Source organism: Pseudomonas syringae, from assembly GCF_023278085.1.
GTDB lineage: Bacteria > Pseudomonadota > Gammaproteobacteria > Pseudomonadales > Pseudomonadaceae > Aquipseudomonas > Aquipseudomonas syringae_Q.
The window spans coordinates 104,688-127,502 of record NZ_CP066265.1 but is presented as its reverse complement, the minus strand read 5'-3'; the positions used below and the strand labels follow the sequence as shown (position 1 = coordinate 127,502).

Annotated in this window: 21 protein-coding genes; 7 read left to right on the top strand and 14 right to left on the bottom strand. The window is 58.6% G+C overall.

Features of this window, described 5'->3' with window-relative positions:
* Positions 1 to 315: 315 nt before the first annotated feature.
* The 3 genes from I9H07_RS00655 to I9H07_RS00645 all read right to left on the bottom strand — a co-directional run bounded on the left by I9H07_RS00655 (position 316) and on the right by I9H07_RS00645 (position 3,947).
* Positions 316 to 954, bottom strand: coding sequence for a peroxiredoxin (locus I9H07_RS00655; RefSeq protein ID WP_236423309.1), 639 nt, complete (start codon positions 952 to 954; stop codon positions 316 to 318).
* 168 nt (positions 955 to 1,122) lie between these two features.
* Positions 1,123 to 2,481 carry an OprD family porin gene (locus tag I9H07_RS00650; protein WP_024675752.1) on the bottom strand — a complete coding sequence of 453 codons (1,359 nt, stop codon included), beginning with the start codon at positions 2,479 to 2,481 and terminating at the stop codon, positions 1,123 to 1,125.
* Positions 2,482 to 3,506: 1,025 nt separating this feature from the next.
* Complete coding sequence (locus I9H07_RS00645) at positions 3,507 to 3,947, bottom strand: hypothetical protein (protein ID WP_024675751.1); 441 nt, start codon at positions 3,945 to 3,947, stop codon at positions 3,507 to 3,509.
* Between I9H07_RS00645 and trmL the strand changes: the two genes are divergently transcribed.
* Positions 3,946 to 4,401: a tRNA (uridine(34)/cytosine(34)/5-carboxymethylaminomethyluridine(34)-2'-O)-methyltransferase TrmL gene (gene trmL / locus I9H07_RS00640; protein ID WP_002551469.1), complete on the top strand. Its 456-nt coding sequence runs from the start codon at positions 3,946 to 3,948 to the stop codon at positions 4,399 to 4,401. The genes I9H07_RS00645 and trmL overlap by 2 nt on opposite strands.
* A 62-nt stretch (positions 4,402 to 4,463) precedes the next feature.
* On the opposite strand, the gene secB is transcribed toward trmL, so the two are convergent.
* The 3 genes from secB to I9H07_RS00625 are packed head-to-tail and all read right to left on the bottom strand — an operon-like array spanning position 4,464 to position 5,660.
* Complete coding sequence (gene secB / locus I9H07_RS00635; RefSeq protein WP_024646364.1) at positions 4,464 to 4,952, bottom strand: protein-export chaperone SecB; 489 nt, start codon at positions 4,950 to 4,952, stop codon at positions 4,464 to 4,466.
* Between the two features lie 40 nt (positions 4,953 to 4,992).
* On the bottom strand, positions 4,993 to 5,244 hold the full coding sequence (gene grxC, locus I9H07_RS00630; protein WP_002551467.1) for a glutaredoxin 3: 252 nt from the start codon (positions 5,242 to 5,244) through the stop codon (positions 4,993 to 4,995).
* A 2-nt stretch (positions 5,245 to 5,246) separates the two neighbouring features.
* Positions 5,247 to 5,660, bottom strand: coding sequence for a rhodanese-like domain-containing protein (locus I9H07_RS00625; protein WP_024675750.1), 414 nt, complete (start codon positions 5,658 to 5,660; stop codon positions 5,247 to 5,249).
* A 144-nt stretch (positions 5,661 to 5,804) separates the two neighbouring features.
* Between I9H07_RS00625 and gpmI the strand changes: the two genes are divergently transcribed.
* The 5 genes from gpmI (at position 5,805) to I9H07_RS00600 (ending at position 12,637) form a co-directional block, all read left to right on the top strand.
* The gene (gpmI, locus tag I9H07_RS00620) at positions 5,805 to 7,337 is read left to right on the top strand and encodes a 2,3-bisphosphoglycerate-independent phosphoglycerate mutase (RefSeq protein WP_236423310.1); all 1,533 of its coding nucleotides are present in this window, start codon (positions 5,805 to 5,807) and stop codon (positions 7,335 to 7,337) included.
* Positions 7,338 to 7,490: 153 nt separating this feature from the next.
* A complete protein-coding gene (locus tag I9H07_RS00615; protein WP_236423312.1) occupies positions 7,491 to 8,813 on the top strand; it encodes a murein hydrolase activator EnvC family protein in 1,323 nt (440 codons plus the stop codon).
* A gap of 33 nt (positions 8,814 to 8,846) precedes the next feature.
* Entirely contained in the window at positions 8,847 to 10,178 is a 1,332-nt protein-coding gene (locus I9H07_RS00610) for a S41 family peptidase (protein WP_058390977.1), read from the top strand.
* A 3-nt stretch (positions 10,179 to 10,181) separates the two neighbouring features.
* The gene (locus tag I9H07_RS00605; protein ID WP_058390978.1) at positions 10,182 to 10,964 is read left to right on the top strand and encodes a divergent polysaccharide deacetylase family protein; all 783 of its coding nucleotides are present in this window, start codon (positions 10,182 to 10,184) and stop codon (positions 10,962 to 10,964) included.
* Positions 10,965 to 11,140: 176 nt separating this feature from the next.
* Positions 11,141 to 12,637: a trypsin-like serine peptidase gene (locus I9H07_RS00600; protein WP_058390979.1), complete on the top strand. Its 1,497-nt coding sequence runs from the start codon at positions 11,141 to 11,143 to the stop codon at positions 12,635 to 12,637.
* Positions 12,638 to 12,641: 4 nt separating this feature from the next.
* Here I9H07_RS00600 and I9H07_RS00595 read toward each other — a convergent pair whose 3' ends face one another.
* From I9H07_RS00595 to I9H07_RS00560, 8 genes are all read right to left on the bottom strand, one after another.
* Positions 12,642 to 13,397 carry a substrate-binding periplasmic protein gene (locus I9H07_RS00595; protein WP_058390980.1) on the bottom strand — a complete coding sequence of 252 codons (756 nt, stop codon included), beginning with the start codon at positions 13,395 to 13,397 and terminating at the stop codon, positions 12,642 to 12,644.
* Between the two features lie 188 nt (positions 13,398 to 13,585).
* Complete coding sequence (gene hisF / locus I9H07_RS00590; protein ID WP_024675742.1) at positions 13,586 to 14,356, bottom strand: imidazole glycerol phosphate synthase subunit HisF; 771 nt, start codon at positions 14,354 to 14,356, stop codon at positions 13,586 to 13,588.
* Positions 14,357 to 14,375: 19 nt separating this feature from the next.
* Positions 14,376 to 15,113 carry a 1-(5-phosphoribosyl)-5-[(5-phosphoribosylamino)methylideneamino]imidazole-4-carboxamide isomerase gene (hisA, locus tag I9H07_RS00585; RefSeq protein WP_003372206.1) on the bottom strand — a complete coding sequence of 246 codons (738 nt, stop codon included), beginning with the start codon at positions 15,111 to 15,113 and terminating at the stop codon, positions 14,376 to 14,378.
* 93 nt (positions 15,114 to 15,206) lie between these two features.
* Complete coding sequence (locus tag I9H07_RS00580; protein WP_024675740.1) at positions 15,207 to 15,467, bottom strand: DUF2164 domain-containing protein; 261 nt, start codon at positions 15,465 to 15,467, stop codon at positions 15,207 to 15,209.
* 4 nt (positions 15,468 to 15,471) lie between these two features.
* Positions 15,472 to 16,110, bottom strand: a complete 639-nt coding sequence (hisH, locus tag I9H07_RS00575) for an imidazole glycerol phosphate synthase subunit HisH (RefSeq protein WP_024646355.1) — start codon at positions 16,108 to 16,110, stop codon at positions 15,472 to 15,474.
* A complete protein-coding gene (gene hisB, locus I9H07_RS00570) occupies positions 16,110 to 16,703 on the bottom strand; it encodes an imidazoleglycerol-phosphate dehydratase HisB (RefSeq protein WP_002551454.1) in 594 nt (197 codons plus the stop codon). Before hisB ends, hisH begins: the two co-directional genes overlap by 1 nt.
* Positions 16,704 to 16,795: 92 nt before the next feature.
* Positions 16,796 to 17,995, bottom strand: a complete 1,200-nt coding sequence (locus I9H07_RS00565) for an aromatic amino acid transaminase (protein ID WP_236423313.1) — start codon at positions 17,993 to 17,995, stop codon at positions 16,796 to 16,798.
* 305 nt (positions 17,996 to 18,300) lie between these two features.
* A complete protein-coding gene (locus tag I9H07_RS00560) occupies positions 18,301 to 19,962 on the bottom strand; it encodes an OFA family MFS transporter (protein WP_032606150.1) in 1,662 nt (553 codons plus the stop codon).
* Positions 19,963 to 20,518: 556 nt separating this feature from the next.
* Between I9H07_RS00560 and I9H07_RS00555 the strand changes: the two genes are divergently transcribed.
* On the top strand, positions 20,519 to 22,741 hold the full coding sequence (locus I9H07_RS00555) for an AsmA family protein (protein WP_236423315.1): 2,223 nt from the start codon (positions 20,519 to 20,521) through the stop codon (positions 22,739 to 22,741).
* Positions 22,742 to 22,815 lie beyond the last annotated feature (74 nt).

Below are 22,815 nucleotides of genomic sequence, written 5' to 3'. Positions count from 1 at the left end.
GGACGCTCTGCGTCCGATCCTGACTCTGCGGCGCGGCGAAGATAGTTGACGCAGAGCGTCACCCACGGCATTCCCACGCTGGAGCGTGAGGAACGATCGGTGTCCGGTCAGGCGGCTATCGCTCCCACGCTCCGCGTGATAGCGCCGTTCTGGACGCTCTGCGTCCGATCCTGACTCTGCGGCGCGGCGCAGATAGGTGACGCAGAGCGTCACCCACGGCATTCCCACGCTGGAGCGTGAGGAACGATCGGTGTCCGGGCATAAAAAAGGGCCGATAAATCGGCCCGAATAACCCCACGCCTGGTCGATCGAAAGTCAGCGGTTTGGCTGTGGCGTCAGGCGCAGGTAAGGCGTGACGGCTTTGTAACCTTTGGGAAAGCGTTCCTTGATCTCGGCTTCGTCCTTGATCGACGGTACGATCACTACGTCATCGCCATCCACCCAGTTGGCAGGCGTGGCCACTTTGTAGTTGTCGGTCAGTTGCAAGGAGTCGATGACCCGCAGTATCTCGTGGAAGTTGCGCCCGGTACTGGCTGGATAAGTAATGGTCAGGCGCACTTTCTTGTTCGGATCGATCACGAATAGCGAGCGCACCGTCAGTGTGTCACTGGCATTGGGATGGATCAGGTCATACAGATCGGAAACCTTGCGGTCGGCATCGGCCAGGATGGGGAAGTTGACCTGGGTGTTTTGCGTGGTGTTGATGTCGTCGATCCACTTGATGTGCGAGTCGACCGGATCTACCGAGAGCGCAATCGCCTTCACGCTCCGCTTGGCAAACTCGTCTTTCAATTTGGCGGTGAAACCCAGCTCGGTGGTGCAGACAGGTGTGAAATCCGCCGGATGAGAAAACAACACACCCCAGCTATCGCCGAGCCACTCATGGAAACGGATACGACCTTCGCTGGATTCCTGCTCGAAGTCCGGGGCGATGTCGCCAAGTCGCAGTGTCATGGTGTTGCTCCTGGTCATGTTCTGGATGTCTTGGTTTGACCTCACTGTGCGCCGGATGGAGGAAAATCAAAAAGAATAAATAATAACTTTCATATACCTGCCAGGAATATCAAAAAACAGGCAAAAGAAACCCCGCACGGGGCGGGGTTTCTTTGAGCATCAATACACTTACATGAAGTTGTAGGTGTAGTTGAAGATCAGACGGGTTTGATCGGTGTTGGTCGAGTTGTTCAGGTCGCCGTCGGCACGGTAGGTACCGTGACGCAGAGTAGTGCCGAAGCCCTTCATCGGACCGCTCTGGATCACGTAGTCAACGCGCATGTCGGTTTCCCACTCGGAGTACTCTTCGTTACCGGTAGTGCGGTCACGAATGTCGTCTGCGTGCAGGTAGGCAACCGCTGCTTTCAGACCTGGAACGCCGACTTTGGCGAAGTCATACGAGTACTGACCGAACGTGGTGTTTTCACCCGCGCGGTTGAAGCCGTTGATCATCGAGTCAGTGAACAGGTAGAAGCTCGAACCGCCGTTGCCTTCAAGACTCGTACGGGAAGTGCCGTCTTTGGTTACGTTGCCCTGGTTCAGGAAAACCATACCGCCGTCATCACCAACCTGCTGATGACCAACCATCAACGCATGGCCACCCAAGGAGTAGGTGAACATGGCAGACCAGGTGGAGTTATCCACTTCGCCAGCGTTCTTGGCATAACCGTTGTTGTTGTTGAAACGGTAGCCGGTAGCGGCGTCGCTGTTTTTGCCGTCAGAGCTGCTGTTGAAATAACGCAGGTCAGTCTTGAAAGACTGGTTGTCGCTGATCGGGTAAACATGAACCAGACCCAGGAAGTGCTGCTTGTAGAAGTCTTCCAGGTTGGCGTAGTAGTACTGCAGGGTCAGGTCTTTGGTGACTTTCCAGTCAGCACCGGCGAAGCGGAACTGATCGCTGGTCTGCGAAGCGCCGGCAATGGACAGGTCAGTCCAGTTGCTCGAGGCACGGCCGATGGACTTGTCCAGTTGGCCAGCGGTGAAGGTCACGTTGTCCAGATCTTTGGAAGTCAGGATGCCGCCCTGGAAAGCCTGAGGCAGAAGACGACCGTCGTTGCTGACCAGGATTGGCAGGTTAGGTGCCAGTGCATTACCGACTTTCAGCTCGGTTTTCGAGAAGCGTACCTTGCCGTTGGCGCCCAGACGGCTCCACTCGTTGACAGCAGAACCGTCGCTGTCGGTAGGCAGAATGCCGCCGTTCAAAGCACCGGAGTGAGCGCCACGGCCACCGTCAAGGTGAACACCGACCAGACCTTGCAGGTCCAGACCAAAACCAACGGTGCCCTGAGTGAAGCCCGACAGGTAGTCGAATTTCAGGCCAGTGGCCGTCTCGCGGTTGTTGTGGGTGGTGCCTTCGCGGAAATCGTTGTCAAAATACAGGGTACGAGAACTGACGGACGCTTTACTGTCTTCCAGAAAACCAGCTGCACTGGCCTGCTGAGCCAATACACCGACAGTGACGGCCAAAGCCAGGGTGGACTTCTTCATTGCTACGCTCCTCGTGAATCTAATTTTTTATATCCATGGTGCCGGGCTTTGCCCTGACCCACGGATTAGCGATAGGCGACAGTCCCGATCCGAGATCAATGGATTCTGTTCGCCCTGACTTTTGACTAGACCGCGTTTGTCGATGGCAACACGTTGACCAAATGCTTTTATGCGCTAAAGAAGCTTTTTCAAGAATCTTGAGAACATCCAGTCATATGTCACAACTCGTGTCAGCAACAACGTCACGGAGTGTATCGACCTAATTACCCAATTCCCAAAATATATTTTGGTACCGTTCGTCAGATCTCTTGTTTTCACGCACCCAACCGCAAAAATGCAGCCGTTCCGGGCCCTGCACTCATGGAAGGCACAATAGTGGCCAACCGGTGAAAGCCTTGTAGTTCGGGCACTTCGGGGAGACTAGTCAGTTAATGTGACAGTTGTCATCACTTTGACGACGCACCCTCTTCAAGCACAAAAAAAATTCTTCACTTTGCTTTTCTGGGCCATTTTCAAGGTCTTTTCGCGATGAAAACCCGTTCATCACTGTAGACCAGATGAACAAAAAGGCAATTTCGGTGTCGCGCGCAGCTCCACTCGGCCATTTGGCAGATGCGCGAAGAGGCGTTTATATGCGGGGGAGGAACAATGCGGGCCGACGGTCGCCTTCCAGCGAATGAGTGCATCAGTATGGGTTTGTGCGCTTGCGTGGTGCGCAAATTGAGTGCGCTGGTGCAGAAGTGGAGGCTTCGGTACTCAGTGTCTTATCGAGAGGGCGCAGCACGGCACTATGACCTGCTCAGGATGGCGGCCATGATGCAGTGCTCCGCTGGATTTATAAAACATTTAAATTTCAAACAGTTATGTGATTTACAGAGAACACACAGGTTGAAAGGGGCGAGGCGAATTAAAATATGGAGAAGTTTTTCAGGACTCGTTAATGAAAACTGGCACGCCCTCTGCATTAGGTTATACATCACCTGTTTTGGGGACCTTGGTACAGGCAGGCCGGGGATTCCCCTCTTTTATTCCTCCCGGAGACTGACCTCCAGTCTCCAGCGCCCGTCCACCTTCTCAGTGCGCCAGTCGCCATGAAGTGGGCGGGCCGCCAGGAGCGTCAGCACCAACCCCTTCTCTCCTCGTTCAACCTTCCAGCGCGCTACCTTGTTGTCGAATCTCAGTTGCCCCGTCCATGGCCGCCCTGAAGCGTCGACATTGAGCACCACTGCACCGTCTACCGTCGCGCCCTGATACTTCGGTTCTTCGTTGAACCAGAGTGCAAGCCCAGTGGGCAATTCCTCGATCTGCTCAAGCTCGACAGGATCAGGCTGCAGCAGGCGACCGATAATAGTGCCCACCGTGAAGCCGACAATTGCCATCGAGCCAAGAACACGCGGCCATAGCTTCGGTCTCGGGTCCTCTTCGAGGGTAGAATGCATCCCGTCCTTTCGTTCGGAGCCGTGCATGTTTCACGTCATCCTTTTTCAACCAGAAATTCCGCCGAATACCGGCAACGTCATCAGGCTATGCGCCAACAGTGGCTGCACCCTGCATTTGATCGAACCCTTGGGTTTCGAGCTGGACGACAAGCGTCTGCGCCGTGCCGGTCTCGACTATCACGAGTATGCCACGCTGCAGACTCATGCTGATCTGGCCAGTTGCCTGGAGAAGATCGGCAACCCCAGGTTGTTCGCCTTCACCACCAAAGGCTCGCGACCTTTTCACGATGCGAGCTTCGAGCCGGGCGACGCATTTCTGTTCGGTCCGGAAAGCCGCGGCCTGCCCGCTGACATTCTCGACTCGCTGAGCAGCGAGCATCGCCTGCGACTGCCCATGCGTGAAGGCTGCCGTAGCCTCAATCTGTCCAACACCGTCGCCGTGGCTGTCTATGAAGCATGGCGTCAGCACGGGTTTGCCTAGACCGATCGGCGATGCACAAAAAAAGCGCCCCGAAAGGCGCTTTTTGCTTGCAGCGGTAACGCTTACTGAACAGTCGGCGTTTCGCCAGCTTCCTGCATGCGTTGCAGCTCCTGCGCGTACAGCGCGTCGAAGTTCACCGGGGCCAGCATCAGCGCAGGGAACGAGCCACGTACGACCAGGTTGTCGATGGCTTCGCGAGCGTAAGGGAACAGGATGTTCGGGCAGAACGCGCCGAGGGTGTGGCTCATTGCGCCGTCTTCCAGACCCTTGATCAGGAAGATACCGGCCTGCTGCACTTCAACGATGAAAGCAACTTCGTCGCCGTTGTTGACGGTCACCGACAAGGTCAGCACGACTTCGTAGAAATCGCCTTCCAGTTGTTTCTGGCGGGTGTTGAGGTCAAGGCTGACGGTTGGCGTCCATTCCTGGCGAAAGATCGCCGGGCTCTTTGGCGCTTCGAACGACAGGTCGCGAACGTAGATACGCTGCAGGGAAAATTGCGGGCCGTTTTCTTCGTTTTCAACAGCGCCGTTGTTCGGTTGATCGGTCATCTCGGATCCTTGTCAGATAGGGCTGAAAGATTAAAGGGAATCAGGCCAGCAGCGCATCAAGCTTGCCGGCACGCTCCAGAGCGAAAAGGTCGTCACAGCCGCCCACGTGGGTCGAGCCGATCCAGATCTGCGGTACAGACGTGCGACCGGCTTTCTTGGTCATCTCGGCGCGGAGCTGCGGCTTGCCGTCCACGCGAATTTCCTCGAAAGCCACGCTTTTGCTCTGCAACAACTGTTTGGCACGTATGCAATACGGGCAATAGTCGCTGGAATAGACGATGACTTGGGCCATTTTCACTTCACCAGAGGAAGATTGTCGCCGCGCCAGCTGGAAATACCGCCGGACAGCTTGGCCGCCTTGAAGCCGGACTTGAGCAACTCCCGGGCGGTGCTGCCCGCATGCTGCCCCATTGCATCGACTATGATCAACGTCTTGTCCTTGTATTTCTGCAGTTCATCGGTGCGGGTCAGCACCTTGTCCTGCGGAAAGTTCAGGGAGCCGACAATGTGACCCGCCGTGAAATCCTTTTTAGAGCGCACATCGATGACCACGCCCTGGTCGCTGTTGACCAGTGCTGTCAGCTCGCGGGTGCTCAGGCTGGCGCCGCCTTTGCTCAGTTCGTAAGCGATCAGCAGTCCCAGCAGAATGACGAAGGCACCGGTGATCAAATAGTGGTTAGTGGCGAATTCAAGCAGGTGAGCAACCATCAGTAGGTTCCAGGGCGTTAAAATGTCGGCCAGTATACACAGCAGCCAAGGTCGGCCAAAGTCCGTACGGCAGTGACGCCGTTTGAACTTGTCCTTAAAATGCCGTTCCCTTGTACTTTATCCAACCAGCATCGAGTGGGTTCTATGACTGCCACGCCAAAACCTCTGGTCCTTATCATCCTGGATGGCTTCGGACACAGCGAAAGCCACAAGGGCAACGCCATTCTGGCCGCCAAGATGCCAGTCATGGATCGTCTCTACGAAACCATGCCCAATGGCCTGATTTCCGGCTCGGGCATGGACGTCGGCCTGCCGGACGGGCAGATGGGCAACTCTGAAGTCGGGCACATGAACCTCGGGGCCGGTCGGGTGGTGTATCAGGACTTCACGCGGGTGACCAAGGCCATTCGTGACGGCGAGTTTTTCGAGAACCCGACCATCTGCGCTGCGGTGGATAAAGCAGTGAGTGCAGGCAAGGCCGTGCATATCATGGGCCTGCTGTCCGATGGCGGCGTTCACAGCCATCAGGATCACCTGGTCGCCATGGCTGAACTGGCCGCCAAGCGCGGCGCCGAGAAAATCTACCTTCACGCGTTCCTCGACGGTCGCGACACACCACCACGCAGCGCAAAGAAATCCCTTGAGCTGATGGACCAGACCTTCGCTCGCCTGGGCAAAGGTCGAGTCGCCACGATCATTGGCCGCTACTTCGCCATGGACCGTGACAACCGGTGGGACCGGGTTTCTTCTGCCTATGACCTGATCGTCGACAGCACGGCAGAGTTTCACGCGGAGACTGGCGTAGCCGGGCTTGAAGCCGCCTATGCCCGCGACGAGAACGACGAGTTCGTCAAAGCCACACGCATTGGCGAGCCCGCCAGAGTGGAAGATGGCGACGCGGTGGTGTTCATGAACTTCCGCGCCGACCGCGCCCGCGAACTGACCCGCGTATTCGTCGAAGACGATTTCAAGGACTTCGAGCGCGCCCGCCAGCCAAAGATCAACTACGTGATGCTGACCCAGTACGCGGCGAGTATCCCGGCACCCTCCGCGTTTGCGGCGGGCAGCCTGAAAAACGTACTGGGCGAATACCTGGCTGCCAACGGCAAGACCCAGCTGCGTATTGCCGAGACTGAAAAATATGCGCACGTCACCTTCTTCTTCTCTGGCGGACGTGAAGAACCGTTCCCCGGCGAAGAGCGCATCCTGATTCCGTCACCGAAAGTTGCCACCTATGACCTGCAACCGGAAATGAGCGCGCCGGAAGTGACCGACAGGATCGTCGATGCCATCGAACATCAGCGTTACGACGTGATCATCGTCAACTATGCCAACGGCGACATGGTCGGCCATAGCGGGATCATGGAGGCCGCGATCAAGGCGGTTGAATGCCTGGACGTCTGCGTTGGGCGGATTACCAAAGCGCTGGAAAAAGTCGGCGGCGAAGCGTTGATCACGGCAGACCACGGCAACGTCGAACAGATGACCGATGACTCTACCGGACAGGCGCATACTGCACACACGTCAGAACCGGTGCCGTTCGTCTATGTCGGCAAACGACCGCTGAAAGTTCGCGAAGGCGGGGTTCTGGCTGATGTCGCGCCCACCATGCTGCAACTGCTGGGCATGGAGAAGCCGGCGGAAATGACTGGTCATTCGATCCTGGTGACCGAGTAAACCGCTGAAAACCGGCCTTTAGCCATTAGGCAAGGCCGGTTTTTTATGTTCCAGGCCTCAAAGCAGTGGCTGCGAGGCGTTTTTTTTGCAACGCATGGCGGGCATACTAGGCCTGACATTTTTTCTCACAATTCCTCGGTATCGCCCACCCACATGCTCCGCGCCTTGATTGCCCTTGCTCTGATCTGCCTGCTCAATCCGGCGTTTGCCGAAGACGAGCGTGTGCAAACCCAAAAACAGATAGATGCTGCGCGTCAGGACGTGACGGAGCTGCAAAAAGTCCTGGGCAAGCTTCAGGAAGAACGTGCAGGCGTCCAGAAGGATCTGCGCACCACTGAAACCGACATGGGCAAGTTGGAGAAGCAGGTCGAGGTCCTGCAAAAGGAACTAAAAAAGACCGAAGCCGAGCTGCAAAAGCTCGACAGTGAGAAAAAAAAACTCAACACCGCTCGCGTTGAACAGCAACGTCTGATTGCCATCCAGGCCCGCGCCGCCTATCAGAGTGGCCGCCAGGAATACCTCAAGCTGTTGCTCAATCAGCAGCACCCCGAGAAGTTTGCCCGAACCCTCACCTATTACGATTACCTGAGCCAGGCGCGTCTGGCGCAGCTGCACAATTTCAATGAAACCTTGCGCCAGCTGGCCGGAGTCGAAAAAGACATCGATCTGCAACAGGCACAACTGTTGGTGCAGAAGAGCAACCTGGAAAGCCAGACAGAAGAGCTGGCCAAGGTTCGCCAGGAACGCCAGCAGGCGTTGGCCAAGCTGAATCAGGACTACAAGGCCCGCGACCAGAAATTGCAGGCCCGCCAGCAGGATCAGGCTGATCTGGCCAAAGTGCTCAAGACCATCGAAGAAACCCTGGCCCGTCAGGCACGCGAAGCCGAAGAGGCGCGTCAGAAGGCGCTGGTTGCAGCCCGCGAAGCCGAAGAGAAACGTCAGCGCGAAGCTGAAGCCGTGGCTCGCAACAGCAATAGCAACAGCAGCAAGGCCGATGATGAACCCGCACCGCGTCGCCCGGTCAAAGCCCCCGGCGCAGTCGTTTCCAGTGCCGGTGTTTCCTACGGCGGACCTTTTGCCGAGGCCAAGGGAAAACTTCCATGGCCTATCGATGGTCGACTGCTTGCACGTTTCGGTGAAGCGCGCGGTGATGATGAACGGACCAAATGGGACGGCGTCATGATCAGCGCGGCAGCCGGAAGCCAGGTACATGCAGTGCACGGCGGACGAGTGGTGTTCGCTGACTGGTTGCGCGGTGCCGGGCTTCTGGTCATTCTCGACCATGGCAATGGCTATTTGACCCTATATGGGCACAATCAGAGCCTGCTCAAGTCGGCAGGTGACATTGTAAAAGCCGGTGAAGCGATTTCCACGGTCGGCAATAGTGGCGGTCAGGACACGGCAGCGTTGTACTTTGCTATTCGTCAGCAGGGTCGCCCCAGCGATCCGGCCCAATGGTGCCGCACTCAAGGATAAGTCGGCGCCAATATCTGTAGGAGTTCGTTAGACATGCTGCATTTGTCCCGCCTCACCTCGCTGGCCCTGGCGATTGCCATCGTTATCGGCGCGCCACTGGCGCAAGCTGCCGAAAAGACCGCGCCAGCCGCTCCTGCAGCCGTTGCGCCCGCCAACGCCAATGCCAAGCCGCCGCTGCCTCTGGATGAGTTGCGCACCTTTGCCGAGGTCATGGATCGGGTCAAGGCCGCGTATGTCGAGCCGGTGGATGACAAGACCCTGCTGGAGAACGCCATCAAGGGCATGCTCAGCAACCTCGACCCGCACTCTGCTTATCTCGGCCCGGAAGATTTCCAGGAGCTGCAGGAAAGCACCAGCGGCGAGTTTGGCGGGCTGGGCATCGAAGTGGGCGTCGAAGACGGTTTCGTCAAAGTGGTTTCGCCCATTGACGACACCCCGGCTTCCAAGGCTGGCATCGAGGCAGGCGACCTGATCGTGAAGATCAACGGCACGCCGACCCAGGGCCAGAACATGCAGGAAGCCGTCGACAAGATGCGCGGCAAGATCGGCGAGAAGATCACCCTGACGCTGGTGCGCGACGGCGGCACGCCGTTCGACGTGACACTGGCGCGAGCGACCATTCAGGTCAAGAGCGTCAAGGCGCAGATGCTGGAGAACGGCTACGGCTATATCCGTATCACTCAGTTCCAGGTCAAGACCGGTGACGAAGTCGGCAAGGCGCTGGCCAAATTCCGCAAGGACAACGGCAAGAAGATGAGCGGCCTGATCCTCGACCTGCGCAACAACCCGGGCGGCGTGCTGCAATCGGCGGTGCAAGTGGCGGATCACTTCCTGACCAAAGGCTTGATCGTCTACACCAAAGGCCGTATCGCCAACTCCGAGCTGCGCTTCTCGGCAGACCCGGCAGACGCCAGCGAAGGCGTGCCTCTGGTGGTGCTGATCAACGGCGGCAGCGCCTCTGCGTCGGAGATCGTTGCCGGCGCGCTGCAAGACCAGAAACGCGGCATTCTGATGGGCACCGACACCTTCGGGAAAGGCTCGGTGCAAACCGTTCTGCCGCTGAACAACGACCGCGCACTGAAGATCACTACGGCGCTGTATTACACGCCTAATGGCCGATCCATTCAGGCGCAGGGCATCAACCCGGACATCGTGGTGCGTCGGGCGAAGGTCACCAACGAAGCGGACGGCGAGAACTACAAGGAAGCCGATCTGCTGGGTCACCTGGGCAACGGCAACGGCGGTGCCGACAAGCCGACGCTCAAAGGTAGTGCTGCAGCCAAGGCGCGTCCGCAGGATGACGACTTCCAGCTCAGTCAGGCGCTCAGCCTGCTGAAGGGGCTGAGCATCACCCGCGGTAACTGACCGATGCGTGTTCTCGGCGTGTTGCTGTTGGCACTCTCGATCACTGGCGCTGCCCATGCAGCGTCAGCCGAGCATGCCGACAAACCCTCGAAAGCGTACCTCAGCCTGATCATCGACGATCTGGGGCAGAATCCGGACCGCGACAGCCGCACGCTGGCGTTGCCAGGCCCCGTCACGCTGGCGATCATGCCTGACACCCCGCATGCCACCGACTTTGCCCGCCAGGCTCACCACGCCGGTAAAACGGTGATGCTGCACATGCCGATGGACCCCGCGACCGGCCCGTATGCCTGGCACCCCGAACTGCCCCTGCCTGAACTGGAAAGCCGTTTGAACGCCGCGCTGCTGAAAGTGCCGTATGCCGCCGGCATCAATAATCACATGGGCAGCAGAATGACGGCCGAGCCCGTTGCCATGAGCTGGCTGATGGCCGAGTTGCAGCGGCGTCATCTGTTTTTCGTCGACAGCCGCACCAGCGCCAAAACCGTGGCCGCTGCCGAAGCGCAACGCGCGGGTCTGGCCAGCGTGTCTCGCGATGTGTTTCTGGACGACGAGCGCACGGCCGAAGCCATTACCCGCCAATTGCAGACCGCCATCAAAATCGCCCACAAATATGGCTCGGCCGTAGTGATCGGTCACCCCTACCCGGTCACGCTGGACGTACTGGAACGCGAGTTGCCTAAACTCAAAGCCCAAGGCGTCGAGTGGATCGACCTGCGCAGCATGATCAGCGAACGCGGCAATCAGGCGAGTGCGGCGCATGGCAAGAATGGGGTGTATCGCTGACCCGTCAGATTTCCGGGCAGCACTCATCAAAGCTGAGTCAGCACCTTCCTTACACAAAGTAGGTAAAGTCTGTTTTAGGTGCCCACTGCCATTGCAGCCTTGCAGGCGCGTCAATTCCGGATTAAAGGGAAAGGGTCTCCATGAGGGAGGCCAACTACTTTTATCAAGGATTGATGATGAAACGACTCACAATTGCCGGTGCATGTTGCATCGGCGCACTACTCCCCTTATCCATACATGCCGCCCCCGCAGACCTGGGTGAAGGGCTGCAATCTCTGACCCCTTCTATGGTCCTGCTCAATGCCGATGGCTCACGCGACCACTGGAATGGCATCGGTCGTATCAGGAGCCAGTCCGGCTCGAACTGTACTGCGACGCTGATCGACACCCGAGCCCCGGACGGTCCGCCACAAGCCCCGGCCTACGTGCTTACCAGCGGGCATTGCATCAACCGCCAGAACGGTTTGATCATCACTGACGGCGAGATCGAAGGCAGCGTTCAGTTCAACTTTTTCACCGACAGCACGGCACGCAGTTACCCGTTGAAACGCATCAACTGGAGCAGCATGCAGGGTGTTGATCTCGCTATTGTCGAGTTACAGCCATCGCTCGGATCGCTGATCGACGACGGTATTCAGCCGCTTGCACTGGCCAGCGAAATGCCAGAACAGGGACAGGAAGTTCTTTGGGTGGGGGCTCCGCTGGACAAGGACACGGGCCACCTGCGCATGGCGGCATGCGTTCACAACCCATCGCAGGAAGTCCTTGAACAGCCGTGGGTCTGGCGTCACACGGTCAGCAACCAATGCCGGGATGTCGATACCGGCGCCTCCGGCAGCCCGCTCCTGACCCGCGACAACGGTGAGGTCTATGCCGTGGTGAACCTCACCAACCAGGCCTCGTCGGGAAACGCGACCGAAGACCTCAGCGATGAAATACCCGGCTTTCCACCGATGCTAGCCGACAGCAACTATGGCAGCCCGGTCACGCTGTTGAAGAAGTGCTTTGTCGTCGGCGTGCTGAGTACCGACCCGACAATCTGTGACCTGTTTCCGAGATTTTCGGTCGACTTCGACACCCTGGGCAGGCAACCCGCGCAACGCGCCAGGGTGCAACTCGATGCCGAGGGCAAGAGTGTCTATCCATCCTGGGACCTGTTATTTCAGGTCGACACGCCCCTCTACCGCTACAAGAAAGTCGACTCGGCCCTGCAGTGTGAAAACCCGGTGGGCTACAGTCACACCCTCGTTTCGCAGGACGCGACCATCAATGACCTGGTCGATAACCGCATCGGCATCAACTGGCTGTGCATCGTCGGAGTGTCTTCGGCGGACGAGAGACCGAGTATCGGCCTGATGCGCAACGCGCTGACCCTGGCCATGGAGCTGCAACCGGCGGGGCCGACGCCTGAGCCGCAGGTGAAGATTGGCAAAAGCCGGTTCGGTGCACTGTCAGTCAAGTGGTCATACGACCACCGTCTGATCGACCACTACACAGTCAAAACCGGCCCTCCGGACAACACGGACTGCTCGGACCCTCAAGGCTTCAAGGTGCAGTTCCGTGAACTGACATTGCGCGCAAAGTCGCTGCCGTTGAAGATCTGTACCTACGCCCATGACATCAATGGCCAGCCTTCCGTGGTACGAGAGGACATTGTGCCCGTGCCCGGTTGATTGACTACTGATAACGCGCTTTGACAGCGTCTACCCAGCCTTCGGCGCGCATTGCGTCGAGGGCTTTTTGCAGACGGGTGACGACCTCGTCGGGCGTGTTTTTGTTGAGGGCCAGATACAACTCGGCACTGTTGAAACGCAGCGCCGTCTTGAACCCGGTGACACCTTCAAGCCTGGCCAGATAGCGACCCACAGGGTCGCCCACTGCCCACAAGTCGATCTGCCCATTGGCCAGTTTTTTAACGTTGTCCCGGTCACGCAGCATCAGGATCGGATTCAACCCCATGGCGTTCAGACGTTCGCCGATGGCATCGCCTTTGTAGGCGCCAATCCTGTAATCCCGGGCCTGCTCCAGCGAAGTCAGAGTGATGGGGCTGTCGCCACGCGCGAGCATGATCCAGTCATAGGAACCGACCGGGCCGACCCATTTGAAAAGGTTCTCGCGTTCGGGCAGACGCGTGGTGGAAAACACCCCGTAGCCGGGCTTTTCAAGGGCGAGTTTGTAAACGCGATCCCACGGAAAACGCAGGGTCATGCTGTAGCCGATATTGGCGCGCTTGAACATCTCGCGCACGACTTCAGCGGCGATGCCGTCGATGTTGTTTTCCTGCGCGAAATTCTTGCCATCGACCGCCATATTGAACGGCGGAAAATTCTCGGTCAGCAGCACCATGGAATAAGGCCGTGTGTCGCTGGCATGAGCACCTTCACTCAACAGGACGCCGACCCCGATCAGGGCAAGAAATAGACGTTTGAACATTGTTCAGGCACTCGATCGTGGACGACGCATGCAGAGTGCCGATAACGCGTTGTACTGTCTAGCCCGGTACTCTGCGATGTCGCTTACAAGCAATAACCCGCACCGGAACGACCTGAAATGAAACGAGCGCCGGGTGTTGCAAACTCAGAGGCTGCAACAGGCAACGCTCGCCCTGCATGCGCAAGAGCTTAACGCACCACGATTCCACGGCCAGCCATGTAGGCCTTGGCCTCAGGAACGGTGTACTCGCCAAAATGGAAAATACTTGCGGCCAGCACTGCACTGGCATGGCCTTCAATCACACCGGCAGCCAGGTGCTCAAGGTTGCCGACGCCACCGGAGGCAATCACTGGAATGCCCAGCGCATCGCTGATGGCGCGAGTAACGCCCAGATCAAAGCCGTTCTTCATGCCGTCCTGATCCATGCTGGTCAGAAGAATTTCGCCAGCGCCCAGGTCTTCCATCTTTTTCGCCCAGAGCACCGCATCCAGCCCGGTAGGCTTACGCCCGCCATGGGTGAAGATTTCCCAGCGCGGGGTTTCACCCGGGGCCGAGACCTTTTTGGCGTCGATAGCCACCACGATGCACTGCGAGCCGAAACGCGCAGCCGCCTCACCGACAAACTCGGGGGTGAACACCGCGGCGGTGTTGATCGAGACTTTGTCCGCGCCTGCATTGAGCAGGTTGCGGATGTCCTGAACGGTACGCACGCCGCCGCCCACGGTCAGCGGAATGAACACCTGGCTTGCCATGCGCTCGACGGTATGCAGCGTGGTGTCACGGCCGTCAACGCTGGCTGTGATGTCGAGAAAGGTGATTTCGTCGGCACCCTGCTCATCGTACCGACGCGCGATTTCCACCGGATCGCCAGCATCGCGAATGTTCTCGAACTTGACGCCCTTGACCACTCGACCGTTGTCGACGTCGAGGCAAGGAATGATGCGTTTGGCTAGGGCCACAGAGTCAATCTCCAGCTATTCAGCGTTGTTCGCGGTCGCAGAGCGCCTGAGCTTCGGCCACATCCAGCGTGCCTTCGTAAATCGCACGGCCGGTGATTGCGCCGATGATGCCCGGAGCCTTCGCATTCAGCAGCGCCTGGATATCGCCGAGGTTGTGAATGCCACCCGAAGCGATCACCGGGATCCGCGTGGCAGCCGCCAATGCCGCGGTGAACGGGATGTTGCAGCCCTGCATCATGCCGTCTTTGGCGATGTCGGTGTAGACAATGGCCGACACACCATCGGCCTCGAAGCGCTTGGCCAGATCGATGACCTGCACCGAGCTAACTTCAGCCCAGCCGTCGGTGGCGACGAAACCGTCCTTGGCATCCAGACCGACAATCACCTTGCCGGGGAACGCACGGCAGGCTTCGGCCACGAATTCTGGCTCCTTGACGGCTTTGGTGCCGATGATGACGTAGCTCACGCCCGCCTTGACGTAATGCTCGATGGTTTCCAGCGAACGGATGCCGCCGCCGATCTGGATCGGCAGGTTCGGGTAGCGTCTGGCGATGGCCGTGACCACATCGCCGTTGACCGGCTGACCTTCGAACGCACCGTTCAGATCGACCAGATGCAGACGGCGGCAACCACCCTCGACCCACTTGGCGGCCATGGCCACCGGGTCATCGGAGAATACTGTGGAATCTTCCATCCGGCCCTGACGCAGACGCACACAGGCGCCGTCCTTGAGATCGATAGCGGGGATAATCAGCATGCTTTTTCCTTGGTCAAAAAGAGCGGCAAGCTGCAAGCGATTGGCTGCAAGTATGCGTACTCACTGATTCTTGAAGCGTGAAGCTGCTTCTATTCAATTTTTCTCAAGCGCCCAAAGGTCACTTTCGATGCTCTCGAACCGCTCCTTGAGATGCTGCTGAACATCGAAGATGGCGCGATTGTAGTAATGCGGGGCAATCTCGCGCGTGAACAGCTCCAGCACTTCCGCCACTTCAAATGTCCCCAGCTCCAGCTCGAAGCGGTCTGCAAACAGGCGCTTGAGCTTGTCGATCGCCTGCTGCTCATGCTCAGGCGAGAGGGTCAGAATGGGCGGCTTGCCCTTGGTTTTGCTCATGCGCTTACCAGCGACCATCCCAGGCGGCGAAGTTCTGCAGCAACTGCAGGCCGTGGGTATGGCTCTTCTCGGGGTGGAACTGCACGGCGAAACGCGAACCGTCGGCCAGCGCTGCAGCGAAATCGAGCCCGTAGTGACCACGCCCGACCACCTGACGCTGGTTGGCAGCATCGATGTAGAAACTGTGCACGAAGTAGAAGCGCGCAAGGTCCGGAATGTCGTGCCACAGCGGGTGATCTACCGCCTGGGACACCTGATTCCAGCCCATGTGCGGCACTTTCAGGTGCTCGCCATCTTCGTGCAGGTCCTTGCCGAAGAACTTCACCTGCCCGGGAAACATGCCGATGCAGTCCACGCCGCCATTCTCTTCACTGCTGTCGAGCAATGCCTGCATACCGACGCAAATGCCGAGAAACGGACGGTCCTGACTCACTTCCTGAACCAGCGAATCAAACTCCAGGCGGCGGATCTCGGCCATGCAGTCGCGAATCGCGCCGACACCCGGAAACACCACACGGTCGGCTTCACGAATCACCTTGGCGTCGCTGGTAATCAGCACACGGCCTGCGCCGACATGCTCCAGCGCCTTGGCGACCGAGTGCAGGTTGCCCATGCCATAGTCGATGACCGCAACCGTCTGCATCAGAGCACACCCTTGGTGGAGGGCATCTGACCGGCCATGCGCTCATCCAGCTCGACCGCCATGCGTAGCGCACGGCCGAAGGCCTTGAACACGGTCTCGATCTGGTGGTGAGTGTTGGTACCACGCAGGTTGTCGATGTGCAGCGTCACGTTCGCGTGGTTGACGAAGCCCTGAAAGAACTCCTGAAACAGATCCACATCGAAGCCGCCAACCGTGGCGCGGGTGTACGGCACATGCATCTGCAAGCCCGGACGACCCGAGAAATCGATGACCACACGCGACAACGCCTCATCGAGCGGCACATAAGCGTGGCCGTAACGACGAATGCCTTTCTTGTCGCCGATGGCCTGGCTGAACGCCTGGCCCACGGTGATCCCGACATCTTCAACCGTGTGGTGGTCGTCGATTGCCAAGTCACCTTTGCACTCGATGTCCAGGTCGATCAGCCCGTGCCGGGCGATCTGGTCGAGCATGTGCTCAAGGAACGGCACGCCGATATCGAATCGGGCCTTTCCGGTGCCATCCAGGTTGATCGAGGCTTTGATCTGGGTTTCCAGAGTATTGCGCTCGACGTACGCCTTACGTTCGGCCATCACCAGCTCCGCAAAATCATTGGGCGAAAAAAGGCGAGCATTATAGGCTCAGAAGCGCTCGCCATGAAGCAAACAGACGACCAGCAGGGTATTTAGTGAGCGAAAAGGCTCGCGATTGCGTCACACACCTTGTCGATATTCTCTTCATTCAGGCCCGCCATGCATACCCGGCCACTGCGCAGCATGTAGATGCCGTGAACATCTTTCAGCTCGTCAACCTGCTGCGGGGTCAGCCCGGTGTAGCTGAACATGCCGTTCTGCCTGAGGATGAAGCTGAAATCACGCCCGGCGACTTTCTGCGCCAGCACCTCAACCAGGCGGGTACGCATGTCGATGATGCGTACGCGCATGGCCTCGACTTCGCTCAGCCACTGATCACGCAAGTACGGCGTGTTGAGGACTTTGGAGACCAGAAACGCGCCATGCGCAGGCGGGCTGGAGTAGTTGCGGCGCACGGTGGCCTTGAGCTGACCGAACACATTGGCAGCCGACGCCGTGTCTTCGCAGACCACCGACAGCCCGCCGACCCGCTCGCCATATAAAGAGAAGATTTTCGAGAACGAGTTACTGACCAGCGTGGTGATACCTGCATCGGCCATCGCACGGATCGCGTAGGCGTCGTCGTCCATGCCCTTGCCGAAGCCCTGATAGGCGATATCCAGAAACGCGATGAGCTGACGCTCCTTGATCACCGCGATCAACTGATCCCACTGCGCAACCGACAGATCGGCGCCGGTCGGGTTGTGGCAGCACGGGTGTAGCAGCAGAATGCTCTGTGCGGGCAGGCTCTGCACGGTGTCGAGCATCGCGTCGAACCTGACTCCACCGGTCTGGGCATCAAAGTACGGGTAGGTATTGACCTTGAAACCCGCTCCGCCGAACAGCGCGAGGTGGTTTTCCCAGGTCGGATCACTGACCCAGACCTGAGAGTCCGGGAATGCATATTTGAGGAAGTCGGCACCGACTTTCAGCGCACCCGAGCCGCCAACGGTCTGGATAGTCGCCACACGACCAGCCTGCACCAGCGGATGGTCCGCCCCAAACAGCAGGGTCTGCAGCGCCTGCCGATAAGGCGCCAGACCTTCCATCGGCAGATACACCGAAGCAGCCTGCTCGCCTTCGGCCAATTGTTGTTGCGCGGTTGCTACGCATGCCAACTGCGGAATACGACCCGCTGCGTCGTAATACAAGCCGATGCTCAGATTGACCTTGTCCGCACGCGAATCCTTGCCAAAGGTTTCCATCAGCGAAAGGATCGGATCACCGGCGTATGACTCCACGTGGGCTAGCATGCGAACAACTCCTTCAAACAATAAATCAGGGGTTGCTAATGTAGCAGCGTCTGCCACGGAACGGGCAGTGCATCGCGCACATTGGGGCGTAGACGTGTGACACAGAGCGTCACGAAAGACATTTCCACGCGGAGCGTGCGGAACGAGAGGTGACCGGATAATGACTACCGTGTCGATGCTCCGCGTCGGCATGCAGTTCTGGACGCTCTGCATCCGATCTTGAGTACCCAGCGCGGCGAGCAATAGGCGGGCAAAAAAAAGCGCCTGCACCGAGGTGCAAGCGCTTTTCTGTGACCTACAGGCTTTTAGTGAAACAGCACTGCGGTCTTTTGCAGGGTGACCCAGATGCCCCACGCCAGCGGGATGCCGACGGCCAGCCAGGCCGCGATGACCAGTGGCTTGCTGCTGTCGGATGCTTTCCACTCCAGCGAAGTGGTGGCATTGGCGCCCTTGTCGTGGCCGATGGCTTGTTCAGCCGCCAGTTCGGCGTCAGTCATGAAGTACTTGTCGGCAACCGGACGAATCAGCAGGTTGCAGATAAAGCCCAGCACCAGCAGACCCGAGAGGATGTACAGGGTGATGTCGTAGGCATCGGCACGCGCAACACCGTGGCTGAGCTGGTACTCACGCAGGTAGTTGACCAGTACCGGACCCAGCACACCTGCCGCCGCCCATGCGGTCAACAGACGACCGTGGATCGCACCGACCATCTGTGTACCGAACAGGTCTGCCAGATAAGCCGGAACCGTCGCGAAACCGCCACCGTACATCGACAACACGATGCAGAACGCGGCAACAAACAGCGCGATGCTGCCCATGTGACTCAGTGTCGGAACCGACGCATAAAGCAGGAAGCCCAGTGCGAAGAACACAAAGTAGGTTGCCTTGCGACCGATGAAGTCCGAGCACGACGCCCAGAAGAATCGACCGCCGATGTTGAACAGGCTCAACAGCCCTGTGAAACCGGCTGCAATGGCAGCAATGGCCTTCAGTTGATCGGCATTCAGCTCGCCGAACGTCAGAGTGTTACCCAGCAGCCTGCCAGCGAACACTTCCTGCAGCAGCGGCGAAGCCATGCCCAGGATGCCGATACCGGCCGATACGTTCAGGCACAGCACCAGCCAGACCAGACGGAACTGCGGAGTCTTCCAGGCCACGCTGACATGCACGTGACGGTTGGTGATCATCGAGTTCTTGGCCTTGGCAGCCGGAGCGGTCCAGCCTTCAGGTTTCCAGCCGGTTGGCGGAACACGGTAGCCCAGAGCGCCACCGATCATGAAGATGAAGTAGATCACCGCCATCACCACGAAGCTCTGCCAGACACCCACGCTTTCAGCCGAAGCGAAATGCCCCATCAGCGCAGTGGCCAGCGGTGCGCCCACCATCGCGCCGCCACCAAAGCCCATGATCGCCATGCCGGTCGCCATGCCGCGCTTGTCCGGGAACCACTTGATCAGGGTCGATACCGGGGAGATATAGCCCAACCCCAGACCAATACCGCCGATTACCCCCGAACCCAGCCACATCAACCAGATCTGGTGCGTGTAGATACCCAGCGCGGAAATCAGCAGACCGCCACACCAGCACAGTGCCGAAACGACACCGGCCTTGCGTGGACCTGCGTGCTCCAGCCAGCCACCCCAGATGGCAGCCGAGCAACCCAGGAAGATGAAGAACAGCGTATAGATCCAGCCCAGCATGGAGATCTGCCAGTCACAGGTCGACGCGAACATCTGCGCGAAGAAACCCATGTCCGGTGTGCAAGCGACAGGTGCCGTAACACCGATAGCCTTCGACAGCGGCAACCAGAACACCGAAAAGCCGTAAGCCATACCGATGCAAAGATGGATTGCCAATGCTGCAGGTGGAACAAGCCAACGGTTGAAACCGGGCTTGGCGATAATGCGCTCTTTGGACAAGAACGCAGGCTGAACGGCTTCGCCGCCCAAGGCTGTGCTTGTGCTCATTATAATTACCCCAATGTGTGAAGCTCGCAGATGGTCCGCTGGCCCGCCACAGACTCGATGCCGTGCGGCCATGTCTGTTTTATCGGCAGGTTATTCAGATACGTGACAAAAAGACGCACCTTAGCCAGCAAAAACGGAGACTACCACTGTCTGATGGCAAATAAGCATCTTGTTAAGTCCTTTTTATTATCAAGATACCCACGTCAATCCACGCCATCTATTGACCCATAGAGGCAACCAATTAACAGGCGAATAGAAGAGCACTCGACCTTTATATATAGCCCACCAACTTGCACTTGGCCACGCGCTGAAATAAGCCCGGAAGGCATATCGTCAAGTAACGAACCGTGTACTTTTGGCTGCCGTCGACGCTGCGCAGATGATCAGAAAAATCTGCCGGGGCAGCACCATCGCCAGCCAGCTGTCGAGCATTCGAAAACGGCCAGCCCCTCAGAAAACGGATTCCGCTCGGCAATAACGGCATCGACAGCCCGAGAAGGACGCAGGGGCGGTATACTCGTGGGCTATTTTTGAACATCGACACAAGGACTCGCCCATGAAAGCGTTCGGCAAAATCCTGGGGCTGTTTATTCTCGGGTTGTTGCTGATCATCGTGGCTCTCGGCTTTGCCCTGACTCACCTGTTTGATCCCAACGACTACAAAGACGAGATTCGACAACTGGCGCGTGAAAAGGCCAACGTCGAGCTGACGCTCAATGGTGATATCGGCTGGAGTCTGTTCCCGTGGCTTGGCCTGGAACTGCACGACACCCACGTCGCCACCCTGACCGCCCCTGATCAGCCGTTCGCCGACGTGCAGATGCTCGGCCTGTCCGTGCGCGTCCTTCCGCTGCTGCGTCGCCAGGTACAGATGAGCGACATCCGCGTCGAAGGCCTGAACCTGACACTGCACCGTGACGAGAATGGTCACGGCAACTGGGAAGACATCGGCAAGCCTGCGGTTTCCTCTGCCACGCCACCTGAAACCACTCCGGCACCAACGCCCGATGCGCCCAAGCCGGATCGTCCCTCGCAGCCTCTCCGGCTGGACATCGACAGCCTCACGGTCAATAACGCTCGCGTGGACTACAGCGACGCCAGAAAAGGCCAGACCTTCATGGCCGAAAGCATCCAGTTGAGTACCGGCCCGATTCGCGAAGCGTCGGACATTCCAATCAAGCTGACCGCCTTCCTCAGCACCAACCAGCCCGTGGTGCGCGCCAAGACCGAGCTGGTCGGGCAGTTGCGTATGGACCGAGCGCTCAAACGCTATCAGTTTGAAGACATGCGCCTGTCCGGTGAAATCGCAGGCGAGCCGTTGCAAGGCAAGACGGTGACCTACTCGGCTCAAGGCCAGTTGCTGGTCGACCTGGCCGCCAATATCGCCGAATGGAACAGCCTGAAGTTTTCCGCCAACCAGTTGCGCGCACTGGGCGAACTGCGCGCCCGCGATCTGGATAAAACACCGCAAATCACTGGCGGCCTGTCGATTGCCCAGCTCGACCTGCGCACGTTCATGGAAAACATCGGCCACCCGCTGCCCGCCATGGCCGAGGGCGCGCTGAGCAAGGTTGAGATGGTCACTCGTCTGAGTGGTACGCCCACCAGCCTGGTACTTGAAAACCTCAATCTGAAAGTCGATGAGAGCACCTTCACCGGACGCATCGCCGTAGATGATTTCGCCCGCCAGGCGCTGCGCGTGCAGCTCAAGGGCGATACCTTCGACGCCGACCGCTACCGCCCTGCCGAAAGTGAAGACAGCAAAGGTGCCAAGGCTGCGCGTCAGTCCGAAGTGCAGAGTGGCGAAGCGGCAGCCGCCGCAGGTGACTCGCCGCTGCCCGAACAACCGACCAAAGCGGCCTGGAGCAGCACCAGGCTGCTGCCACTGGAGCGTCTGCGCACGCTGGATGTCGAGGCTGACCTCAGCTTTGGCAAGCTGACACTGGAGAAACTGCCGATCAACAATGCTGCGCTCAAGACTCAGGCCAACGCTGGGGTGATCAGGCTCGATACATTGAGCGGCGACCTGTACAACGGCAACTTCGAGGTCAAAGGCAATCTGGATGTCCGTCCTGACGTACCGGTTGTGAGCGTACAGACGCGCGTCGCCAGGGTGCCCATCGAGCGCATTCTGGAAAGCCAGGGCCAGAAACCTCCGGTGCGTGGCGTGCTGACCCTCAACAGCGACCTGTCCGGCAAAGGCAACAGCGAAAAAGCCCTGATTGACGGCCTGAACGGCAATGCCAGCTTCGCACTGGACAATGGCGTGCTGGTCAACGCCAACCTCGAACAGCAACTGTGCCGGGGTATTTCGATCCTGAACCGCAAAACGCTGAGTGGCGAACCGCGCGCCAAGGACACACCGTTCCAGCAACTCAACGGCAATCTGGTGGTGCGCAACGGCGTGGCCAGCAACCCGGACCTCAAGGTGCGCACGCCGGGCATGGCCGTCAACGGTAACGGCGACGTCGACCTGCGCGTACTGGGCATGAACTACCGCGTCGGCATCATCGTCGAAGGCGACAAGAGCGACATGCCGGACCCGGCCTGCGAGATCAACCCGCGCTTCGTCGGTATCGAGTGGCCGGTGCAGTGCCGTGGCCCGCTGGAACTGGGCGCCAAGGCCTGCCGTCTGGACAAGGAAGGCGTCGGTCAGATCGCCGCAAAACTGGCGGGCGACCGAATCGGCGAAAAGCTTGAGGACAAGCTGAACGAGAAACTGGGCGACAAGGTGAGCCCCGAGTTCAAGGACGCCCTGAAGGGGCTGTTCAAACGCTAGCCCAGGGCTGACGGCTCAGGAGCGCCCATTACGGCGCTCCCTGACGCCTGGCAGTAAAAGACTTTCACATTCCG

Excerpts from the sequence above, each read along its gene's own strand:
- I9H07_RS00655 (WP_236423309.1), bottom strand. The coding sequence starts at position 954 with ATGACACTGCGACTTGGCGACATCGCCCCGGACTTCGAGCAGGAATCC.
- I9H07_RS00650 (WP_024675752.1), bottom strand. The coding sequence starts at position 2,481 with ATGAAGAAGTCCACCCTGGCTTTGGCCGTCACTGTCGGTGTATTGGCT.
- trmL (WP_002551469.1), top strand. The coding sequence starts at position 3,946 with ATGTTTCACGTCATCCTTTTTCAACCAGAAATTCCGCCGAATACCGGC.
- I9H07_RS00645 (WP_024675751.1), bottom strand. The coding sequence starts at position 3,947 with ATGCACGGCTCCGAACGAAAGGACGGGATGCATTCTACCCTCGAAGAG.
- secB (WP_024646364.1), bottom strand. The coding sequence starts at position 4,952 with ATGACCGATCAACCGAACAACGGCGCTGTTGAAAACGAAGAAAACGGC.
- grxC (WP_002551467.1), bottom strand. The coding sequence starts at position 5,244 with ATGGCCCAAGTCATCGTCTATTCCAGCGACTATTGCCCGTATTGCATA.
- I9H07_RS00625 (WP_024675750.1), bottom strand. The coding sequence starts at position 5,660 with ATGGTTGCTCACCTGCTTGAATTCGCCACTAACCACTATTTGATCACC.
- gpmI (WP_236423310.1), top strand. The coding sequence starts at position 5,805 with ATGACTGCCACGCCAAAACCTCTGGTCCTTATCATCCTGGATGGCTTC.
- I9H07_RS00615 (WP_236423312.1), top strand. The coding sequence starts at position 7,491 with ATGCTCCGCGCCTTGATTGCCCTTGCTCTGATCTGCCTGCTCAATCCG.
- I9H07_RS00610 (WP_058390977.1), top strand. The coding sequence starts at position 8,847 with ATGCTGCATTTGTCCCGCCTCACCTCGCTGGCCCTGGCGATTGCCATC.
- I9H07_RS00605 (WP_058390978.1), top strand. The coding sequence starts at position 10,182 with ATGCGTGTTCTCGGCGTGTTGCTGTTGGCACTCTCGATCACTGGCGCT.
- I9H07_RS00600 (WP_058390979.1), top strand. The coding sequence starts at position 11,141 with ATGAAACGACTCACAATTGCCGGTGCATGTTGCATCGGCGCACTACTC.
- I9H07_RS00595 (WP_058390980.1), bottom strand. The coding sequence starts at position 13,397 with ATGTTCAAACGTCTATTTCTTGCCCTGATCGGGGTCGGCGTCCTGTTG.
- hisA (WP_003372206.1), bottom strand. The coding sequence starts at position 15,113 with ATGCTGATTATCCCCGCTATCGATCTCAAGGACGGCGCCTGTGTGCGT.
- I9H07_RS00580 (WP_024675740.1), bottom strand. The coding sequence starts at position 15,467 with ATGAGCAAAACCAAGGGCAAGCCGCCCATTCTGACCCTCTCGCCTGAG.
- hisH (WP_024646355.1), bottom strand. The coding sequence starts at position 16,110 with ATGCAGACGGTTGCGGTCATCGACTATGGCATGGGCAACCTGCACTCG.
- hisB (WP_002551454.1), bottom strand. The coding sequence starts at position 16,703 with ATGGCCGAACGTAAGGCGTACGTCGAGCGCAATACTCTGGAAACCCAG.
- I9H07_RS00565 (WP_236423313.1), bottom strand. The coding sequence starts at position 17,995 with ATGCTAGCCCACGTGGAGTCATACGCCGGTGATCCGATCCTTTCGCTG.
- I9H07_RS00560 (WP_032606150.1), bottom strand. The coding sequence starts at position 19,962 with ATGAGCACAAGCACAGCCTTGGGCGGCGAAGCCGTTCAGCCTGCGTTC.
- I9H07_RS00555 (WP_236423315.1), top strand. The coding sequence starts at position 20,519 with ATGAAAGCGTTCGGCAAAATCCTGGGGCTGTTTATTCTCGGGTTGTTG.